This is a genomic window from Flavobacterium sp. H122 (genome assembly GCF_004959765.1).
Classification (GTDB): Bacteria; Bacteroidota; Bacteroidia; order Flavobacteriales; family Flavobacteriaceae; genus Flavobacterium.
On the sequence record NZ_SJZD01000006.1, the window covers coordinates 23,419 to 43,451 of the forward strand.

Consider the following 20,033-nt stretch of genomic DNA (forward strand, 5'->3'; position numbering starts at 1 on the left):
GATTGACACTTAACGTTTTATGACTGCATAATTTAGAATAAAAAATATAAAAAATACAATCTTTTTTATTTTTGGTTATATCCGAAACGTCTCAGCTGACGTTCGTTACTCCTCCAGTCTTTATTCACTTTTACATAGAGTTCAATATGGATTTGTTTTCCAAAAAATTTCTCTAAATCTTCACGGGCCTGCATACCTACTTTTTTGATTGCAGCTCCTTTATGACCGATGATAATTCCTTTTTGAGTATCGCGTTCCACCATTATCAGAGCTCTGATTCTGATGATTTTGTCATCTTCTTTAAATTCCTCTGTTTCAATTTCTACCGCATACGGAATTTCTTTATCATAATTCAATAAGATCTTTTCGCGGATAGCTTCATTCACAAAGAAACGTTCCGGTTTGTCTGTCAATGCATCCTTTGGATAATATGCTTCCGATTCAGGAAGTAATTCAACAATTCGGTCAAAAACGGTCTGCACATTAAAGTTTTCCAGTGCCGATATTGGAAAAATTTCCGCATTAGGCACTTTTTCTTTCCACATTGAAACTTGCTCCTCTAATTGCTCTTGATTCGATTTATCAATTTTATTTAGCAATAACAGAACAGGAATTTTAGAATGAATTATTTTTTTGAAAAAAGCTTCATCTTTTAAGTCTTTTTCACCAATTTCAACCATGTACACCAACACATCAGCATCTTCAAAAGCCGATTTCACAAAATCCATCATAGAAGATTGCAACTCATAAGCCGGTTTGATAATTCCTGGTGTATCCGAAAATAAAATCTGGAAATCCTCTCCGTTTACGATTCCTAAAATACGGTGGCGTGTCGTTTGCGCTTTACTGGTAATAATTGACAAACGTTCCCCTACAAAGGCATTCATTAACGTTGACTTACCTACGTTAGGATTACCGATTATATTTACATATCCTGCTTTGTGCGACATAGTTACTGATTTTTGCAAAGGTAGTTAAAATAAAAGAAACTGATATTTTACTATTTTTTGAATTAAAAGAAGCTTATCATTAAGCCATTTCCATTTCACCTGATTTGCGGTAGATGTAATTACCATAAATATGGCGCTTAGCGAAACGGTTAGGAGACTCTGCATTTATCATTTTGATATATACATTTTTAGGCACACCTATATATTCATAAGAAACTCCGTTTAAATAGGTCACATAAAGCACCTGCTTTTCCAAATAGAAATCGGCAATAGGCGAATTTGCAATCATTATCTCATATTCCGGCAGATTCTTTTCAATTGTTTCCTGTGCTATACTTACCAAAAAATGATAGGCACTGATAACCTCTTTACTTTTTTCTTCAGCTAATAATTTCCCTTCTTCATCGTTCACAAATTTATCAGGATGAGACTCCTTCATTGTGTTACGATAAATTGTTTTTAACTCTTTTAAAGTTACGTTTTTATCAACTTCCAATAATTTTCTGTATTCAACTACTCTTTTCATATTCTTCAATTACAAAAAAGATTCTTTTGGAACGCATCATTCAGGAAAGACTATCACCTAAAAACTCCAAAAAAGCCTAAACTTCTATTTTATTAAACAAAAAAAGAGAAGCAATTACTTACTTCTCTTCTAGTAGCGGGAACAGGACTCGAACCTGTGACCTTCGGGTTATGAGCCCGACGAGCTGCCTACTGCTCTATCCCGCGCTGTGCGATTTGTATTTTCAGTCTGTTAACTTAGTAGCGGGAACAGGACTCGAACCTGTGACCTTCGGGTTATGAGCCCGACGAGCTGCCTACTGCTCTATCCCGCGTTATTTCGAGTGCAAATATACGATGATTATTGACATCTGCAATATTTTTTTCCCTTTAATTCAAAATACCTCAAAAATCATTCCATAATCAACTAGAAACCAACACATCTGCCACAAACTCATCAATTTGAGTTGTAGTCACGTTAGGCATACAGATGATATGANCTGTGCGATTTGTATTTTCAGTCTGTTAACTTAGTAGCGGGAACAGGACTCGAACCTGTGACCTTCGGGTTATGAGCCCGACGAGCTGCCTACTGCTCTATCCCGCGTTATTTCGAGTGCAAATATACGATGATTATTGACATCTGCAATATTTTTTTCCCTTTAATTCAAAATACCTCAAAAATCATTCCATAATCAACTAGAAACCAACACATCTGCCACAAACTCATCAATTTGAGTTGTAGTCACGTTAGGCATACAGATGATATGAGAGTTCCCTTTTTCCGTTGCCAACTGCCATTTACTACGTACATCATCACTTGGAGATGGAAAAACTACCGTAATTGCATTAGGATTACGCCATGCTTTTACTCCTATTTCATTTAATCTTTTCTCAGTATATGCTGCCACCTGCAAACTGTGCGCTGTACGCTTTGCAAAACCATCTACTCCTAATTTTTTGATAGCATACCACAAAAACAACGGACTATGACCATTTCTAGAACCAGTTATCGTAGCATCCGAAGATCCTATATAAGCAATCTTTTTCGCGATTCGGTCACGGTTATCTTTTTTCACAACCACAACACCTGAAGGCATAGGCGAACCAATGAATTTATGTCCGCTAACCGATATACTGTCACAGCCATCCACAAAATCAAAAGAAGGTCTTGGCGTCACAAATGGCGCGAAACCACCAGCCAAAGCCGCATCAGCATGAATATAATGCTTTTCAATAGCCATTTCACCCACCAATTCTTTTATTGTTGCAATATTATCTTTAGCTTCTGTCATAGTCGTTCCCACGTTAGCCACTACCACAACTGGACGATGACGATTATAACGAACTGCTTCTTTTAAATCAGAATAATCTATTTCTCCGTTTTCCTGAGAACGAACAATTACATATTCCATATTTAAGAGCGTCACATTTTTTTGAATGCTATAATGCGTAGCTTCCGAAAAATACACCATAGCATTAGGATACAATTCACGAGCTACATACAAACCATACAAATTTCCTTCAGAACCACCATTTGTTACATACCCCCAAACATTATCCTGATCAGCTCTGAACAATTCAGCAAAAAAGTGAACCACTTCACGCTCCATTTGTCTTGAATCTACCTTATAAGTTGATTTCACAAACGGATCTCCTAAATTATTCATAGGATACTGCAGGAAAGGCATCAATTCAGAATAATCAAAATCTTTCGAAACCGGATATCCCAAAAAATATTCGGTTGTTTCCTTTACTTGTGCTAGTAATTCGTTTAATTGATTTGAAACAGCTGTGTTCTCTAAAGTCATTTCGTTGTATTTTTTTATCAAAACTAACAATTAAAGAATTATAATTTACATTATTTATTAAATTTAGAATAAAAATCTGCATTAATTGATTTTAAATGAAATTATTACAAAACAAAAAACAAAAACACAATTGGTTTAGAATAAAAAAAAGCCGCCACAAGGACGACTTTACTTCTTTATTTAAGTGCTTTAAAGAGAATTTCCACAGGATGCAACGCTTCCCTTCCAGTACCATCGGCAATCTGATGGCGACAACTGGTTCCTGAAGCCGAAATAATAGTAGATTGTTCTTCCTCACGAATTGTAGGAAATAAAACCAATTCTCCAATGTTCATAGAAATATCATAATGCTCTTTTTCATAACCAAAAGAACCTGCCATACCACAACAGCCACTTGGGATATTCAAAACAGTATAATTTTTAGGCATTGACAATATTTTTTTCAATGGCACTAATGACGATAATGCCTTTTGAAAACAATGTCCATGCATACGAACACGTTCTTCTTTATCCGTAAACAGATCGGAAGAAATTCTTCCATTATCTAATTCATTAGCCAAAAACTCTTCAATTAAGAATACTTTCTTCGCTAAATCTTTTGCTTTTTGTTTTAATCCCCCACGGCATAAATCAGGATATTCGTCTCTAAAAGTCAATATTGCCGAAGGTTCTATACCAATTAGGATTCCGTTTTGAGGAATTACATCGGTAGCTTTTTGAACATTTTTTTCCGCAATGTCACGGGCAATTTTCACCATTCCTTTAGAAAGAAAAGTTCTTCCGCTTATACCAATTTCAGGAACGTTTACTTTATAACCCAACTGATTTAAAAGCTTGACAGCCGTTTGCCCAATAGTAACATCAAAATAGTTTAAAAATTCATCACTGTACAAGTACACTTCTCCGTTTGTAAAAGAACCTTGCTGACTGTATTTTGCAAACCATTTCTCAAAAGTAACTTTATACATAACAGGCAAACTACGTTCGGTAGCAAAACCAGTCGCTTTTTTAACCAATGTTCCCACAAATCCTTTAGTAGAGATATTATACAGGAAAGGTACTTTTTCAAACAGCTTATTTATTTTAGGAGTATATCCTATCAATTTTGAGCGGAATTTCACTCCGTTTTTATCATGATATTGCTGTAATGCTTCTGCTTTAAGCTTCGCCATATCGACATTTGAAGGACATTCCGATTTACAGCCTTTACAGCTCAAACATAAATCCAGAACTTCTAAAATTTCTTCGTGGTCAAAAGGATTTAACTTTTCTGAATGCGTAATTGTTTCCCTTAAAATATTAGCGCGTGCTCTGGTTGTATGCTTCTCGTTACGGGTAGCCATATAACTCGGACACATGGTACCACCGCTTTTTTCAGTTTTACGGCAATCACCAGAACCATTACACATTTCAGCTGCTCTCACAAAACCATTCAATTCTGAAAAATCAAAATACGTTTCAGGCATAGGCGTCGTTTGCCCTGCAGCATAACGCAATGAGGTATCCATAGGAGGCGTATTCACAATCTTACCTGGATTGAAAACATTCCAAGGATCCCATGTTTGCTTTACCTGAATAAACATTTGGTAAATAGCGTCACCCAACATTAACGGTATGAATTCACCGCGCAAACGTCCATCACCATGCTCACCACTTAATGAGCCTTTATATTTTTTTACCAAATGCGCTATATCTGTCGCAATGGTGCGGAACATTTCAGTTCCTTCTTTTGTTTTTAAATCAATTATGGGACGTAAATGCAATTCACCGGTTGCGGCATGTGCATAATGCACACAATACAATTTACGACTTTCAAGAATTTTATTAAAATCTTCAATAAAATCAGGCAAATCTTCAACCGCCACAGCTGTATCTTCAATTACAGCAACTGCTTTTGCATCACCAGGAATATTAGACAACAAACCCAGACCAGCTTTACGCAAATTCCAGACTTTGTTAGTCTCTTCTCCATACACAATTGGAAAATGATAACCTAACCCAACAGCACGCATCTGCGCTTCCATTTTTTGAGCTGCTGCTTCTATTTCTTCTATAGTATCGCGAAGAAATTCCACAACCAAAATAGCTTTTGGATCTCCTTGAACAAAAAATCTATTTTTGCTTTGCTCGATATTTTCTTTAGTACAATCTAAAATATAGTGATCAATAAGTTCAACGCTATCTGGATTGTATTCTAACGCAATTAAATTTGCTTTTAAAGATTCATTAATACTATTAAAGTGAATACAAACCAACCCTGATTTAGGCTTTAAAGCATCTACCAAATTCAGTTTGATTTCCGTAGCAAAAAACAATGTACCTTCAGAGCCGGCAATTAACTTACAGAAATTAAATTTTTTATGAAAATTTCCAAAAGGAGCTGTATCTGCCAACAAATCCAATGCATAACCCGTATTACGTCTTGGAATAGACTTTTTAGGATAATTTGCATTAAACAATTCGTGATTGGCTGGATTTGATAAAATTTCTTTAGCCTGCAGATATATTTTTTGTTCCAGCTCACTTACTACATTTTTCCCCTGACATTTAGCTTCAAACTCCTCGTTAGTTAATTCGCCAAAAGTCACTTCGTTTCCATCAGCTAAAAAACCTTTTATTTCAAACAAATGCTCACGCGTAGAACCATACACCACTGAACGTGCCCCACATGCATTATTACCCACCATACCTCCAATCATACAGCGGTTACTGGTAGAAGTTTCCGGACCAAAAAACAATCCGTAACTTTTTAAATGCAAGTTCAATTCATCACGAATTACTCCCGGTTGTACCCAAGCCGATTTTTCTTCTTTATCAACGCTAATGATTTGGGTAAACTGCTGTGAAATATCTACAACAATTCCTTGCCCAACCACTTGTCCTGCCAAAGAAGTTCCGGCCGCACGGGGTATTACGCTCAACTTATTTTCGCGTGCAAAGTCAATTATTTTTTTTATATCCTCTTTACTTCTAGGCACAGCTACTGCCATAGGCATTTCGCGATACGCACTGGCATCCGTTGCATAAAGCGTACGCATAGTATGATCGAAATATAATTCGCCTTGAAGCTGCTTTGCTAATCTTTCCAGATTCATGATATTCTTGTCTTTTGCCAATAGGATTAATATAAAATCCTGTAACGGATTGTATTTGGAATTTCTTTTAATTGTTTTTCTAATGAAGGATCGTAAAAACTATCGATATCAGTAATTACATACCCTATCTGCTCATTAGTTTTTAAGTACTGCCCTAAAATATTACAGTTGGCATTTGACAAAATCGTATTGATTTGTGCCAAGATACCTTTCACATTTTCGTGAATATGCATCACTCGGTGAGCATTTTTGAATTCTGGCAATTGAATTTCCGGCAAGTTCACACTTCCATAGGTAGTTCCCGTATTGATATACTGGATTATTTTATTGGAAACATAATTTCCTATGTCATGTTGCGCTTCTTCGGTACTACCTCCAATATGAGGTGTCAGGATAACATTATCCCTTCCACATAATTCAGACACAAAAGGTTCGTCATTATTTTTTGGTTCATAAGGAAACACATCTACTGCGGCACCTTTGATTTTTCCATTATCTAAATTTTCAATCAAAGCATTTAAATCAACAATATGTCCTCTTGATAAATTCAAAAAGATCACACCATCTTTCATACTTTTAAAAGCCTCAGCATCGATAATATTACCATTAGATTCCCTACCGTCCACATGAAGTGAAACCACATCAGCCACCGATAAAAGTTCTTTTAAGGATGCACATTTTTTTGCATTACCTAAAGCTAATTTATCCACCACATCATAGAAATACACCTGCATCCCCAATGCTTCCGCAATAACCGACAATTGAGAACCTATACTTCCATATCCAACCAATCCCAGCTTTTTACCTCTTAGCTCCACACTTCCATTTGCAGATTTGTCCCAAATTCCTTTGTGCATTTTATTGCTTTTTTCAAAAGTAGAACGCATCAGCATAATCATTTCTCCCAATGCCAATTCTACTACAGAACGCGTATTACTGTAAGGCGCATTGAAAACGGCTATTCCTTTTTGACTACAAGTGTTTAAATCTACTTGATTAGTTCCTATACAAAAAGTTCCTATAGCATGAAGTTTTGCCGCATTTTCTAAAACTTTAGCGGTAACGGTTGTTTTAGAACGAATTCCCAAAATAGAAACGTCTTTAATTTTTTCACACAATTCATCTTCTGACAACGAACCTTTCAAAGTAGTTACATTGTATCCTTCGCGTTCAAAATTGGCCACTGCATCAGGATGGATATTTTCAAGCAACAAAACATTTATTCTGTTTTTTGGGTATGAAACCGATGCTTTAAAAGACAGGTCATATAAAATCTCATCCAAAGACGGCGCTACTCTATCAGCCAAATCCAAAACGACCTGACGTTTTACATTTTCAGTAAACGCATAAAACTTTGAAACCACACCATGCTGCAGCGTTTCATAATCCGTATAACCATCACCAATCATGATGACTTCACCGTCAAGGTTTAATGATTTTATCTTTAATGCTTTTCCGTGGTTTTCACACAGTTCTTCCGACTCATCAAAACCAATTATCTTACCTTCATGGTCAAAAACAAAAGAATTTGCCAAAACATTTTCAGGTTTGATTCCAAATTCCTGAACGATAGGAACAATTATTTCTTTAAAACCATTTGAAATAATATAAGTATCATCAGCATGTTGTTTAAAGAAATTAGCATTTCGAACCACCGAGCCGGATATTTTAGATTTAAGCTGTTTGATCAGCTCTTCCAGATCATCGCGATGCGCATTAAGCAAATGTAATCTTTGGTAAAGCGATTCTTTAAGGGATAATTTGCCTTCCATTCCAAGATTGGTAATTCTTTGGATTTCGCTCAAAGCGGAAGACAAATCATTGCTGTTTTTGTGGGCAATTTCACAAAGCACATCCAGTGCTTCTACTTGAATAAAAGTACTGTCAAAGTCAAAAATTAACTTCTTAGTTGTTGTTGTAGTCATGATGTTTAGTAGAAATATAGCTAGTAATAAAGCTCGCAAGATAAAACAATTAAACGAAAAAGTCCTCCTGCATAAGCAGGAGAACTTTATAATTTATTCAAATTATTAATTTGCTGAATTTTGCAATTTCACATCTGTACTTTCAAAAATCTTATCAGCAGAAGAAGCAATAAAACCAGAATATAACTCACCATTTGCCATTGGGTAACGAAGTGCAAATTCATAATAACAAGAAGGCACTTCTTTTGTTCCCTCGTCAAAATTTACTGTATATAAATCAGCTAAAGTACTTGACTGTTCTAACAATTGCTCAGGCGTACCTTTTATTTCTCCACCAGAAGCATTTAATTTCCAACCACTGTCTTTTAAGAATTGGTTTAATGACTGCAATGTTGGGAATTGCTCTAAAGCATTCGTATTAATTGTAAAGTGGTTTGCACGGAAACCGTAGATATACATCCATGCCGCATATTCAGATTCTTCCAGCAATTCATTGTAAGTTGCATAAGAAGTATTGTTCCAAACCGCACCGCTTAAAATCAAATCTTCATTTTCAAAAACAGACTGATCGCAAGAATCCAAAAGTGTTTTTACTGAATTTTGAATTTTCTCAGAGCATTTAGCCAATTCCAATTGAGAGATAAAAATTCTAGGAGCATTTTTATCAGTAGCATGCTCATAATGCTTTGCATATAATTTTTTTGATTCAAAAACATAATCCCCTTTTGGTTCATATCCTGCTTTTAAAAAAGGTTTTTCCAAAACTGAAATATCAACACGCTTATCATCATAAGTACGGATAGCAATGTGGTCATTTTCTATCACTTCCCCTTTTTCAGCTAATAAAGCGTGAATTTTTTCTGCAGATGGAGTAATTGCAATGTATTGCTCCCATAATTTTGATAATAACTGATCCTTATTCATAGTGTAGTTGTATTTTAAAATTTGACGCAAAATTACTTCTAAAAAAGTCAATTTAACATACTTAATAATTTATTTTTGAATTTTTACACTATTTTTGAACTATAAATGCAAATTTGATTTTTTTGATTTATTTTTAAATTGATCTGTTGTCAAAATAACAGAATAGACAATTTTACAGTTTAAAAATCATCATTAATTGATCAGAAAAAACAACATATTATGATTAAAAAATTCAAGAATGAGGTAATGGATTACCTTAACCAAAAAATTATCGATTTATTGAGTAAAGATGGCCGCATGGCTTTTTCTGATATTTCCAAAGAATTAAAAATTTCAAATTCATTAGTCCATCAGCGCATCAAAAAACTGATGGAGGCCAACATCATAAACGGTTTTAACATAAAACTCAATGCAAAGGAATTGGGTTATGAAACCATTACTTTTACCGGTATCACCACAAAAGAAGCCCGTTACTCCTATTCTATTGCCGAACAACTTCAAGAAATCCCCGAAGTGGTTGAATGTCATTTCGTATCAGGAAAATACGCTTTATTCTTAAAAATAGTAGCTTCAAACAACGAAGAATTCAGAAAAATACTTTACGAAAAGATACATGTTATTGAAGGTGTAGGAAGTACCGATTCTTTTATTTCCTTTGGCTCAGCATTTGAAAAAAACATTCCAGTAATTTAATTATCAGCACTTTAACACCACAACGTAAGATTATATTTGTTATATTTGGTATACTAACCAAAAAGCAAAAATTATGGAATTTAATCTAGTATCGCTTTTATTAGCGGCAGCATCAACATTAGTTGTAGGATTTATATGGTACAATCCAAAAGTTTTTGGAGGTATATGGATGCGTGAATCAGGAATGACAGAAGAAAAAATACAGGGAGCCAACATGGCATTGATTTTCGGACTTTCATTTGTTTATGCCTTTTTTATTTCTTTTGTACTTCAGTTTTTAACAATACATCAGTTTGGAGCCTTTGGTATGATTGGCGGGGATATAGCCGGCGCCAAGCCGTCATATACTGCTTTTATAAATGATTACGGGAATACTTTCCACACATTTAAACATGGGGCCTTACACGGTTTTTTAGCAGGCCTTTTTTTAGGATTGCCTTTAATAGGAACAAATGCATTATACGAAAGAAGAAGTTTCAAATACACTTTGGTGACCGGAGGCTTCTGGATTGTATGTTTCATGATTATGGGCGGAATTATCTGCGTCATGAGATAAAAATTAACATTTTATTACAATACAATCGCCCTATATTTAGGGCGATATTTATTTGATTTTGAAGAACATTACATTTACTATCCATAATAAAATGGATGAACTGCCTCAAACCTGGGACAATGCAGCACGGGAAAACGCTTTTCTACAAACCCCTTATCTGTCGGTTTTAGAAAAATCAGCACCTGTAAATATGCAGTGTTTTTATATTTCTATTTATGAAAACGGGGAACATATTGGCGTTGCTTTGGCACAGTATTTAAGAGTAGCCGAACTGGAATCTTTTGGTGACCGAGACAAATGCATAAAAACCTCTGTCAGAAATTTTATTTTCAGAAATTTTGCTTCAAACGTTTTATTTCTGGGCAATAATATGATAACCGGACAAAACGGCTATACTTTTAGCAAACCAATTGATTTTAAACATATAAGCAAAATACTTATCGATTGTTCAGAAGCCATTATTGAGTATTTCAAAAAGAAAAACATCAGGATGCATATTATTTCTTTTAAAGATTTTTACCAGCATTGTTCTGATGAATTAAAAAAATATGATTTTGCCAAAATGTACGATTTTAACGTACAACCCAACATGATTTTTGAATTAAATCAAAACTGGGAAAGCAAAGAAGACTATTTCGATTCATTTTCAAAAAAATACCGTGATCAATACAAACGTTCGCATAAAAAATTTGACGGGATTACTGTTAAAGAATTAGAGCTCGAAGAAATCATTTCAAACGAGGAACGTATTTATCAGCTGTACCATCACGTAGCTGTAAATGCTCCTTTTAACACATTCTTTTTAGCCAAAAACCACTTCTCCACCTTTAAAAAACAATGTGGGTGTAAATTTAAATTTTTCGGATACTTCTTAGATGAAAAACTGGTTGGTTTTCACACTTTGTTATTAAACGGCGACATACTTGAAACCTATTTTTTAGGATATGACGATCATGTACAAAAAGAAAACATGCTCTATTTGAACATGCTTTACAACATGACTGAATTTGGAATCGAACACCAATTTGAAAAAATCATTTTTGGCCGGACAGCATTGGAAATAAAAAGTTCCATTGGAGCCAAACCGGTAATGATGTCAGGATTTATCAAACATCAAAACAAACTCATCAACAAATACATTGATAAAATTTTCATCAGGTTAGAACCTAAAATAGAATGGCAGCAAAGGCATCCTTTTAAATGAGTGATCAGTATTCAGTCTCAGTACTCAGTTTCAGTGCTTAGAAATTATATCGTTAAGTATATAACCAATTATTCATACTACATTTCAAGCTCCATCTGAACAGTTTCCCATTCTTCCATAAGTTTGTCCAATTCTTTTTTCTTATTCTCATAAGCTGTAAAAAAGCTCGCATTTTCAATTAATTTGTCATAATTGGTTGCCAACTCCTTATCGTCTTTTTGAATATCTTTTTCTAATTGCTGAATCTGACTTTCAATTTTGGACAATTTATTTTGCAGTGACTTTTGTGCTTTTTGTTCTTCGTATGACAAGTTTTTCTTCTCAACTACACTTGGAACAGCTATTTTTTCCACTACATCTTTCTTTTCCACCTCGCGGAAATTATCCACATTGCGTTGCTCCAAAAAGAAATTAATATCACCTAAATATTCTTTTATCTTTTTGTCTTTAAATTCATAAACCGTATTTGCCATACCCTGCAAGAAATCACGGTCGTGAGATACCAACAAGAGCGTTCCTTCAAATTTCTGCAACGCCGCTTTCAAAACATTTTTAGATTTAATATCAAGGTGATTCGTAGGCTCGTCCATGACAAGCACATTAAACGGCATCAATAACAACTTACACAAAGCCAGTCGGTTTCTTTCACCTCCTGAAAGGACTTTCACTTTCTTTTCCACATCATCACCTCTAAACAGGAAAGCACCTAACATGTCACGGACTTTGGAACGATTAGTGTCCGTAGCCGCTTCAAGCATGGTATCCAGCAATGTTTTTTCACCATCCAGATATTCTGCCTGATTTTGGGCAAAATACCCTAACTGCACATTATGACCTAGCTTAATAATACCTTCATAAGGGAACTCATTCACAATAGCTTTTATGAAAGTCGATTTACCCTGTCCGTTTTGCCCCACAAAAGCAATCTTGCTTCCACGCTCAATCAACAAAGAAATATCTTTAAGAATTACTTTTTCATCATACGCTTTAGTCACATGTTCTGCTTCAATCACCACGCGGCCCGGCACAACAGAAACCGGAAACGTAATACTCATTACCGAATTATCATCTTCATCGACTTCAATCCGTTCGACTTTATCCAGCTTTTTAATTAAAGACTGTGCCATAGAAGCTTTTGAAGCTTTAGCACGGAATTTCTCGATTAACTTTTCGGTTTCTTCAATCTTTTTCTGTTGGTTTTTTTGAGTAGCCAATTGCTTTTCACGAATTTCTTCTCTTAAAACCAAATATTGAGAATACGGTTTATTAAAATCATAAGCTTTGCCTAAAGAAATTTCGATAGTTCTGTTAGTCACATTATCCAAAAACATTTTATCGTGCGAAACAATCACCACAACTCCAGGGAACGATTTTAAGAAGCTTTCCAGCCAAATGATACTTTCGATATCCAAGTGATTCGTAGGCTCATCCAGAAGCAAAATATCGTTAGACTGTAGTAATAATTTAGCCAATTCGATACGCATACGCCATCCGCCTGAAAAAGTATCCGTTTGATTGTTAAAATCTTCACGTTTAAAACCCAAACCTAACAAAATCTTTTCGGTATCACCAACATAACTATAGCCTCCAAGAATTTCATAATGATGCTGTACATCACTAAGTTTTTCAATCAACTCAGAATATTCATCACTTTCATAATCGGTGCGTGAAGCCAATTGATGATTGATTTCATCAATTTTAAATTCAGCTGTTTTGATTTCCTCAAAAGCCTGATAAGCTTCCTCAAGCACCGTTCTGCCTTTTACGAAATCAATATCCTGACGCAGGAAACCTATACGAACTTCCTTTTCAGTAGCTATACTACCTGAATCAGGTTTAAAATCTCCTGCCAAAATTTTCAGCATAGTAGATTTTCCAGCACCGTTTTTACCTACCAGTCCAACTCTGTCACCTGCACCCAGACGAAAAGTTACTTCTTCAAACAAATAGGTACCTCCAAAAGAAATCGATAAATTATGAATATTCAGCATATCTGTGACTTAAATTACATTCTCAAAAGCAGAAAAAAACTACCTTTGATTAAATTTTTTGCAAATGTTAAAAAAAGGATTGAAAATCAATAGCATTTTAACAGGAAGTTGTCCAAAATGCCAGGAAGAAAGTATGTATGTGAGTAATAACATGTACAATCCCAACTATACGATTAAAATGAACGACAGCTGCAGTCATTGCGGCACACGCTACAAAATAGAACCTTCGTTCTTTTATGGCGCCATGTATGTCAGTTATGCCGTAGGTGTAGCCTTTGGTGTTGCTGCGTTTGTTATCTTTTATTTTTTTCTTAAAACAGATTTAAAAACTGCATTCATAGGTATTTGCGGGACACTTTTAGGTTTAATGCCGTTAATCATGCGACTATCAAGAAATATTTGGATTAACTTCTTTATTTCTTATGACAAAGACTGGAAAAATGATATAAAAAAATAAGTGCTTAACAGCACTTATTTTTTTATTCCTAATTTTTTATAAAACCGTTCAATTGAGATATTTGGATCCGGAGGTATATTATTCTCAATACTATAATAAAGTTCTTTAGCAAGCCATGGCCCAAGCATCACCCCACGTGTTCCAAGTCCGTTAAGGACATGCAGCTTTTTATGCACGTGATGACTGCCTATCAACGGTCTTCTGTCTTTGACCGTAGGCCGAACTCCTGCAAAATGCTTAATAATCTCAAAATCACAATCAATGAGTTCCTTTAGATTATCAATAAGTTCGCGTTTACCTTCTTCAGTCGGCAAATCAGTTTTATCCTCCCAATTGTAAGTAGCACCAACCTTAAACATTGATTCTCCAATTGGCAAAATAAAAATACTGGATTTTAAAACAACATCCAGATTCAAATCCGGAGCTTTAATGATTAGCAATTCGCCCTTTGTACCATCCAACGGCAGATAATTGAAGTACGGATTTTTCTGAAGCCCAAAACCTTCTGCAAAAACAACATTTTTAAATTTTTGCTTTTTATACTCCACATAGCTGTCAAAATCGGCAAGTTCACTATAATCAAACGACTCGTTACTAAAAGAATCATTTATCCTGAGAAAATCAATATAAGCATCAACCAGCGAAGATATCTCGACATAACCCGTATTTAAAACTTCCCCGAAACCAAATTCCGAAGAAATAGATTTATATTGCTTTTGAATAATTTCTGTAGAAAGAAATGGTGCCAGATTAGGCTTATCTGCTGCCTGAAACCAATTATTCTGTTCCTCAATAGAAGCAAATTTTCTGTAAATGGGAATTTTATAATCAAACTTTATCTTCAACTTATCTTCTAATGCATTTAAAAAAGTCAGACTGAAGCCCAGTTGCTCTCTAGCCTTCCAAACTTCACTAAAACGTTTTAAAATCACAGGATTATACAATCCACCGGCTATTCTGGATGAATTCGTAGAAAAATCATCAACTACTTTAACCGACTTGCCATTCTGCAACGCAATCTCGGCAAAACTAACCCCGGCAATACCTGCACCAACAATTAAATAATCTATCATACTGCAAAAATAAAAAACTCCAGTCTAACAACTGGAGTTTTCTATATAATTGGAGAAATTTAGTATTAATAAGTCCACATATCCTGTTCGAAATCGCGAATCTTATTCTTAACTCTTTCAGACTCTATCAACTGCATTAAAGAATTATCTTTCATGTACTTCGCGATATCACGGTCATTATAGATATTTTCTTCTTTATAAATAACAGAATTGAATCTTCTTGAATTTAATAAATGATCGAATGAAATAGGCATTGAAGAATTTCTTTCATTGAATGCTTTTGATTCATGCAAAACTTCGCGTGCATCCGGGTAGAAAACCCAAAACAATTCAATATAATCTTTTTCTTCTTCTGTTTTACCCATTGTGTAAACGTCTGGAATAACCGGACAGATACCTAAAATTCTATAACGCAAGTCTGCCTGTCTTTTATCGAAATACCATATTCCAACAAGTTTATAGTCAGATACATCTATTGAAGCTAAATCCTGCTTGCTGATATACTCGGTAGAGATAAATTTAGAAGCTGGAATAACTTTAGTTTCCACACCAATCTTCTTTTTCTTTTTACCTTTACCTTCGTAAATAGGCACTTCAACTGTTCTTGAGCGATATGCATTAATATCAGTATTCATCTCCTCACGACCGGCATCAGTAGTATCAATTTTTGTCAAAGAAGCGTTGATATCCTTCAAAGTTTTCTTTTCTCTAAAGTAGCTGTCTCCGTAAACTTCGGTAATTCTACCTGATTTAATACCTTTGATAAGTACGTCATATAAAGAACGACGGTCACTACCAATACTAACTGTATCGATTGGATAATACAATGAGAAATTAATACGCTCATCCAAGTCGATGATTTCCCATACTTTTTTTGACATCAAAATGTCACGATCATCCACATAACCATAGTCAAGTGGTTTATCATTATCTTTAAGCTGTTGAGCTGCAGATTTCAAACCAATATCCTGAGGTTTTTTTGCATTCAACACATTTGACTGCGCGAAAGTTGATCCACTTCCAGCAATTAAAACTGCTAATAATAAATTTCTCCAATTCATATTTTACTATTTGAGGCGTTTAAAAACTTAAACGAAATTTATATTTAATTATTGTACTTCATAAGTACATGTAGATACACGTTTAGCAACCTGATCAATACCAGAGAAATTAGCTTTGATTTCAGAAATTACTACTACGTCACCTCTTTGTGCTTTTTGGATAGCCGCTTTAGCTCTTCCATCCATTCTGCTTCCAGATACTACAATTGTAGGCTGACCAGGAACTTTAACATTGAATTGTGTTACATTAACCGTTACAGGGAAATCGAAATCTTCCATAACAGCAGAAATAGTACACACTTCCAAGTTAGATTTAGGACCTTTTGCTGCAACCTCACCACGGATTTTTCCAGTTGGTGCAGGTAAACCTTTAATTCTGAATTCTCTTCTGTCAGATACTACTTTACCATCAGGTAATTTAGCGCTAACGTTGATCATTACAGTACTACCAGGACCAGGTCTTAATGTATATTTACCGTTACCAGTTTTTGACATACCTGGTGCAGATGCATTTACATTGTTATCTCCAACACCAGCAAATGAAATTGACATAGGGTTAGGAACACCACGGTAAACCACATTCATCTTATCAGCAGAAATAGTAGCTGAATTAGGACGAGGTACTACAACGTATTTTCCGGCAAATTTCAAAGGAATTGTTTTACCATCTTCCAAGAAAGTAAACTGACCATTAATGTTTTGCTCACCTACTCCACCTGCAGTTGTAGAAATGATAGCCTGACCATTTTCCAAACGTCCAGGACCTTGGAAAGATGTTGGCTTAGTATTTTCATCATAACGACCCAATACTACTTTACCTTTTACAGCTTCTCCCTGGAAGTAAGCATTTTTCTCCAACACAACAATTGCCTGATAGTTGCTGTAAGAAGCAGTTTGAACCGCTGCTTTTCCTAAAGCCGCACTGATTACATCAGCTTCCGCTTTCTTAGCATCATTCTGCCAAGCTGACAACTTAGCTAATGAAGCAATAGCAGGGAAACCTTTGAAATGATAATCCAAGTATTTTACTTTGATACCATCTTTGTTCTCAACATCAGAAAGATCAAATTTCTTGTTTACTTCATTAAGGATCGGAGCGTATTTTTTCTCATTTCCTAAAGCGTCTTTCATAGCAGCTTTGAACGTTTCAATTGCACTGATTACAGCGTTTCCTTCATTAGTATAACCTTCACCACGAAACCAGCTGTTATCTAAATTATCAGCTTTATCCATAGATTCATAAGGTAATTTACCATTTTCAGGCTTAACACCTTTTAACACATCAGTTTTTAAAGTTGCAACAAAATCATAGAATTTTTTTGTAGCAGCTTCTACTTTATGAGCAGTTACAGCGGCACCTTCGAATTCACCTTTAGCCTCTAAAGCTTTAGTATCCAATGCCAATAACATTTGCTCGTTAGTCATTTTAGAAGATTCATTAGCGCCTTCGAATTTTTCATTCATCAAACCGAAAGCAGATAATACTTCTTTAGACATATTCATTGCCAACATCGCGATGAAAACCAAATACATCAGGTTAATCATCTTCTGTCTAGGGGTTAATTTTCCTCCTGCCATTTCCTTCTTTTTTAAATGTTAAAAATTAAATTGAGAATAACGACAAGATTAACCTCTATTACTCATTGCAGATAACATACCACCGTAAACGCTGTTTAAAGTAGCGATATTAGCAGTCATTGATTGCATTTGTTCTTTTAATTTAGCAGCATTATCTGCAATTTCTTTATTAGCTTCTGCATTACGAGCAGCGCTATCTAATTGTGCTTTATATAAGCCATTTAAAGACTCCATGTTATTAGCTGCAGCCAACATTTCATCAGCATATTTCTTTTGACCTGCCATAGCATCTACTGTTGGAGAAATACTTTTAGCAGCTCCCTCAAAATTTTTGATACTGTTCCCTAAGCTAGCCATTAAATCACCGTCGATTTTAGCTTCTTTTAACATTGCATCCAATTTTTGAGATAATAACCCTTGAGCTTCAGCAGGTGTTTCAGCTTTAGCTTTTTTGGCACTAGGATGACCTCCTGCTAATTCAGGATATACTAAAGTCCAGTCTAAATCCTCTTCAACAGGTTCAAAAGCAGAAAGAGCGAAAATTACTGCCTCAGTAACAAGACCGATAGTCAACATCAAAGTTCCTGTCAACGGTCCGATTTCAAAGTGTGTAATTTTGAATAAAGCTCCAATGATTACCACTGCCGCTCCCATTCCATAAGCGAAATTCATTGTTTTTTTACTTAATAGTGCCATAATAATAAATTTTAAGTTAAGTTAATAATTTTGATTGGTTACTTTTAAAATATAGTTTGGTTTATTATTTGTTTATCTTTTTGCTGTGGCATTACCTGTCACATCTGTCCCCATATAATCCTGAATTGTACGAAAACCGATATAACTTCTTGCAGAATCTGCATATTCAAAATCACGTGTACTTACCTGTAAGAAATAAGCAACATCTTTCCAAGAACCACCACGTGTTACTTTTCTCATATTCTTTTGATCAGAAACATTTGGATTCATTGTTGACACGAACTCATATGCTGTAGGATCATATGAAGAATCAGTCCATTCCGCAACGTTACCTGCCATGTTGTACAAACCATAGTCATTTGCTTCATAAGCATCAACCTCTACAGTATATAAAGCCTGATCTGCTGCATAATCACCACGTACAGGTTTGAAGTTAGCCAAATAACAAGCTCTGTCATTTTTAGCATAAGGACCACCCCAAGGATAAGTTCCTGACTCAAGACCACCACGTGCGGCATATTCCCATTCTGCTTCAGTAGGTAAACGGTAAGCACTTACATTATCTTTATGAGATCTTTTTCTAGCACCGTTATGGTACAATGTTCTCCATGCACAAAATGCTTTTGCCTGCTTCCAGCTCACACCTACAACCGGATAGTCACCATATGCCTGATGCCAGAAATAATCATTATGCATTGGTTCATTATAAGAATAAGCGAAGTCTTTAATCCACACAGTAGTATCAGGATAAATAGTTAACTCTTCTTGTTTCATGAAGTCTTTTCTTCTACCAACTTTAGCCTTAGCCGCTGCCTGAATATCCATCCAAGTGTACTTGAATTTCATTTTATCAGAACGTAGCGTTCTTAGTCCGTTATAAGCTTCCTCTGCCGGAACATACATTGAATCCATAACTTCTGCATAGTAAGCATCAGGATATTCACTGGTTTTCCATTTAACAGGAACTTTATTGTTTAATTTTCTGCCTGCATAAGGATCATCTCCTGTACCGATACTATAGTAGTTGTCATACATGTATTTATCATACACTGTCATATTCGTTGTATCAGCATCAAGGAATGCATAATCCCCTATACTACCTCCTTTTTTAGAAGATTTTGAATCTGAATCGCTTTTCTGACCTAGCTCATCAGCAGCAATAGCTAATTTTGTTCGTACGATTGAGTCTCTCACCCAGTGAACAAACTGACGGTATTCACTATTTGAGATTTCAGTTTCATCCATGTAAAACGAACGAACTGTCACAGTTTTAGTAGTGGCATCTTGCACGTTAGCTAAATCATCATCAGATTTACCCATGATGAAAGCACCGCCAGGAATCAACGTCATTCCATAAGGTCTTTCAGGATGCCATGCTTTACCCTGCACCCCTACCAATTGACCATTGTCTTTTGAACCGCAGCTGTATAAAAACGAAACCAGTACTGCTAATAAAATGAACTTCTTCATATAAATTTGGGTTGTTATGTATTCATCGACTTTTTAAGGTTGTAA

The 20,033-nt window shown here is 35.3% G+C and carries 16 protein-coding genes and 3 tRNA genes; 4 read left to right on the forward strand and 15 right to left on the reverse strand.

The genetic code is table 11. The annotated features are described in order from the left end of the window. Nucleotides 1-65: 65 nt before the first annotated feature. The 9 genes from era to EZM65_RS10230 all read right to left on the reverse strand — a co-directional run bounded on the left by era (nt 66) and on the right by EZM65_RS10230 (nt 9,209). Complete coding sequence (gene era / locus EZM65_RS10190; RefSeq protein WP_136668460.1) at nt 66-950, reverse strand: GTPase Era; 885 nt, start codon at nt 948-950, stop codon at nt 66-68. A gap of 79 nt (nt 951-1,029) precedes the next feature. Then, the gene (locus EZM65_RS10195) at nt 1,030-1,476 is read right to left on the reverse strand and encodes a KTSC domain-containing protein (protein WP_136668461.1); all 447 of its coding nucleotides are present in this window, start codon (nt 1,474-1,476) and stop codon (nt 1,030-1,032) included. 133 nt (nt 1,477-1,609) lie between these two features. Beyond that, a tRNA-Met gene (locus EZM65_RS10200) sits at nt 1,610-1,682 on the reverse strand. 34 nt (nt 1,683-1,716) lie between these two features. Next, nucleotides 1,717-1,789, reverse strand: a tRNA-Met gene (locus EZM65_RS10205). 199 nt (nt 1,790-1,988) lie between these two features. Continuing rightward, nucleotides 1,989-2,061: transfer RNA gene (locus EZM65_RS10210), tRNA-Met, on the reverse strand. A gap of 88 nt (nt 2,062-2,149) precedes the next feature. Next, the gene (locus EZM65_RS10215) at nt 2,150-3,265 is read right to left on the reverse strand and encodes a histidine decarboxylase (protein WP_136668462.1); all 1,116 of its coding nucleotides are present in this window, start codon (nt 3,263-3,265) and stop codon (nt 2,150-2,152) included. Between the two features lie 176 nt (nt 3,266-3,441). Further along, a complete protein-coding gene (locus EZM65_RS10220) occupies nt 3,442-6,360 on the reverse strand; it encodes an FAD-binding and (Fe-S)-binding domain-containing protein (protein WP_136668620.1) in 2,919 nt (972 codons plus the stop codon). Nucleotides 6,361-6,386: 26 nt separating this feature from the next. Further along, nucleotides 6,387-8,285, reverse strand: coding sequence for a phosphoglycerate dehydrogenase (serA, locus tag EZM65_RS10225; protein WP_136668463.1), 1,899 nt, complete (start codon nt 8,283-8,285; stop codon nt 6,387-6,389). 105 nt (nt 8,286-8,390) lie between these two features. After that, on the reverse strand, nt 8,391-9,209 hold the full coding sequence (locus EZM65_RS10230; protein ID WP_136668464.1) for a DUF1338 domain-containing protein: 819 nt from the start codon (nt 9,207-9,209) through the stop codon (nt 8,391-8,393). A 219-nt stretch (nt 9,210-9,428) separates the two neighbouring features. Between EZM65_RS10230 and EZM65_RS10235 the strand changes: the two genes are divergently transcribed. The 3 genes from EZM65_RS10235 to EZM65_RS10245 all read left to right on the forward strand — a co-directional run bounded on the left by EZM65_RS10235 (nt 9,429) and on the right by EZM65_RS10245 (nt 11,662). Further along, nucleotides 9,429-9,902, forward strand: a complete 474-nt coding sequence (locus tag EZM65_RS10235) for an Lrp/AsnC family transcriptional regulator (RefSeq protein ID WP_136668465.1) — start codon at nt 9,429-9,431, stop codon at nt 9,900-9,902. Between the two features lie 73 nt (nt 9,903-9,975). Next, a complete protein-coding gene (locus EZM65_RS10240; RefSeq protein ID WP_136668466.1) occupies nt 9,976-10,458 on the forward strand; it encodes a DUF1761 domain-containing protein in 483 nt (160 codons plus the stop codon). 58 nt (nt 10,459-10,516) lie between these two features. After that, complete coding sequence (locus EZM65_RS10245) at nt 10,517-11,662, forward strand: 8-amino-7-oxononanoate synthase (protein WP_136668467.1); 1,146 nt, start codon at nt 10,517-10,519, stop codon at nt 11,660-11,662. A 77-nt stretch (nt 11,663-11,739) separates the two neighbouring features. Here EZM65_RS10245 and EZM65_RS10250 read toward each other — a convergent pair whose 3' ends face one another. Next, entirely contained in the window at nt 11,740-13,653 is a 1,914-nt protein-coding gene (locus tag EZM65_RS10250) for an ABC-F family ATP-binding cassette domain-containing protein (protein ID WP_136668468.1), read from the reverse strand. A 64-nt stretch (nt 13,654-13,717) separates the two neighbouring features. On the opposite strand from EZM65_RS10250, the gene EZM65_RS10255 reads away from it, so the two are divergent. Beyond that, nucleotides 13,718-14,110, forward strand: a complete 393-nt coding sequence (locus tag EZM65_RS10255; protein WP_136668469.1) for a DUF983 domain-containing protein — start codon at nt 13,718-13,720, stop codon at nt 14,108-14,110. A gap of 14 nt (nt 14,111-14,124) precedes the next feature. Here the strand turns inward: EZM65_RS10255 and EZM65_RS10260 are convergent, their stop codons facing one another. From EZM65_RS10260 to gldK, 5 genes are all read right to left on the reverse strand, one after another. Further along, entirely contained in the window at nt 14,125-15,183 is a 1,059-nt protein-coding gene (locus EZM65_RS10260) for an FAD-binding oxidoreductase (protein WP_136668470.1), read from the reverse strand. A 65-nt stretch (nt 15,184-15,248) separates the two neighbouring features. After that, a complete protein-coding gene (gldN, locus tag EZM65_RS10265) occupies nt 15,249-16,244 on the reverse strand; it encodes a gliding motility protein GldN (RefSeq protein WP_136668471.1) in 996 nt (331 codons plus the stop codon). Nucleotides 16,245-16,292: 48 nt separating this feature from the next. Next, complete coding sequence (gldM, locus tag EZM65_RS10270; protein ID WP_136668472.1) at nt 16,293-17,822, reverse strand: gliding motility protein GldM; 1,530 nt, start codon at nt 17,820-17,822, stop codon at nt 16,293-16,295. A 48-nt stretch (nt 17,823-17,870) separates the two neighbouring features. Beyond that, the gene (gldL, locus tag EZM65_RS10275) at nt 17,871-18,518 is read right to left on the reverse strand and encodes a gliding motility protein GldL (RefSeq protein WP_136668473.1); all 648 of its coding nucleotides are present in this window, start codon (nt 18,516-18,518) and stop codon (nt 17,871-17,873) included. Between the two features lie 72 nt (nt 18,519-18,590). Next, a complete protein-coding gene (gldK, locus tag EZM65_RS10280; RefSeq protein WP_136668474.1) occupies nt 18,591-19,988 on the reverse strand; it encodes a gliding motility lipoprotein GldK in 1,398 nt (465 codons plus the stop codon). Between the last annotated feature and the right edge of the window lie 45 nt (nt 19,989-20,033).

Bases quoted from the DNA above. Each gene is read 5' to 3' on its own strand.
- EZM65_RS10220 (WP_136668620.1), bottom strand. From the start codon at position 6,360: ATGAATCTGGAAAGATTAGCAAAGCAGCTTCAAGGCGAATTATATTTC.
- gldL (WP_136668473.1), bottom strand. From the start codon at position 18,518: ATGGCACTATTAAGTAAAAAAACAATGAATTTCGCTTATGGAATGGGA.
- EZM65_RS10240 (WP_136668466.1), top strand. From the start codon at position 9,976: ATGGAATTTAATCTAGTATCGCTTTTATTAGCGGCAGCATCAACATTA.
- gldN (WP_136668471.1), bottom strand. From the start codon at position 16,244: ATGAATTGGAGAAATTTATTATTAGCAGTTTTAATTGCTGGAAGTGGA.
- EZM65_RS10215 (WP_136668462.1), bottom strand. From the start codon at position 3,265: ATGACTTTAGAGAACACAGCTGTTTCAAATCAATTAAACGAATTACTA.
- EZM65_RS10195 (WP_136668461.1), bottom strand. From the start codon at position 1,476: ATGAAAAGAGTAGTTGAATACAGAAAATTATTGGAAGTTGATAAAAAC.
- EZM65_RS10260 (WP_136668470.1), bottom strand. From the start codon at position 15,183: ATGATAGATTATTTAATTGTTGGTGCAGGTATTGCCGGGGTTAGTTTT.
- EZM65_RS10250 (WP_136668468.1), bottom strand. From the start codon at position 13,653: ATGCTGAATATTCATAATTTATCGATTTCTTTTGGAGGTACCTATTTG.
- serA (WP_136668463.1), bottom strand. From the start codon at position 8,285: ATGACTACAACAACAACTAAGAAGTTAATTTTTGACTTTGACAGTACT.
- gldM (WP_136668472.1), bottom strand. From the start codon at position 17,822: ATGGCAGGAGGAAAATTAACCCCTAGACAGAAGATGATTAACCTGATG.
- EZM65_RS10230 (WP_136668464.1), bottom strand. From the start codon at position 9,209: ATGAATAAGGATCAGTTATTATCAAAATTATGGGAGCAATACATTGCA.
- gldK (WP_136668474.1), bottom strand. From the start codon at position 19,988: ATGAAGAAGTTCATTTTATTAGCAGTACTGGTTTCGTTTTTATACAGC.
- EZM65_RS10255 (WP_136668469.1), top strand. From the start codon at position 13,718: ATGTTAAAAAAAGGATTGAAAATCAATAGCATTTTAACAGGAAGTTGT.
- EZM65_RS10235 (WP_136668465.1), top strand. From the start codon at position 9,429: ATGATTAAAAAATTCAAGAATGAGGTAATGGATTACCTTAACCAAAAA.
- era (WP_136668460.1), bottom strand. From the start codon at position 950: ATGTCGCACAAAGCAGGATATGTAAATATAATCGGTAATCCTAACGTA.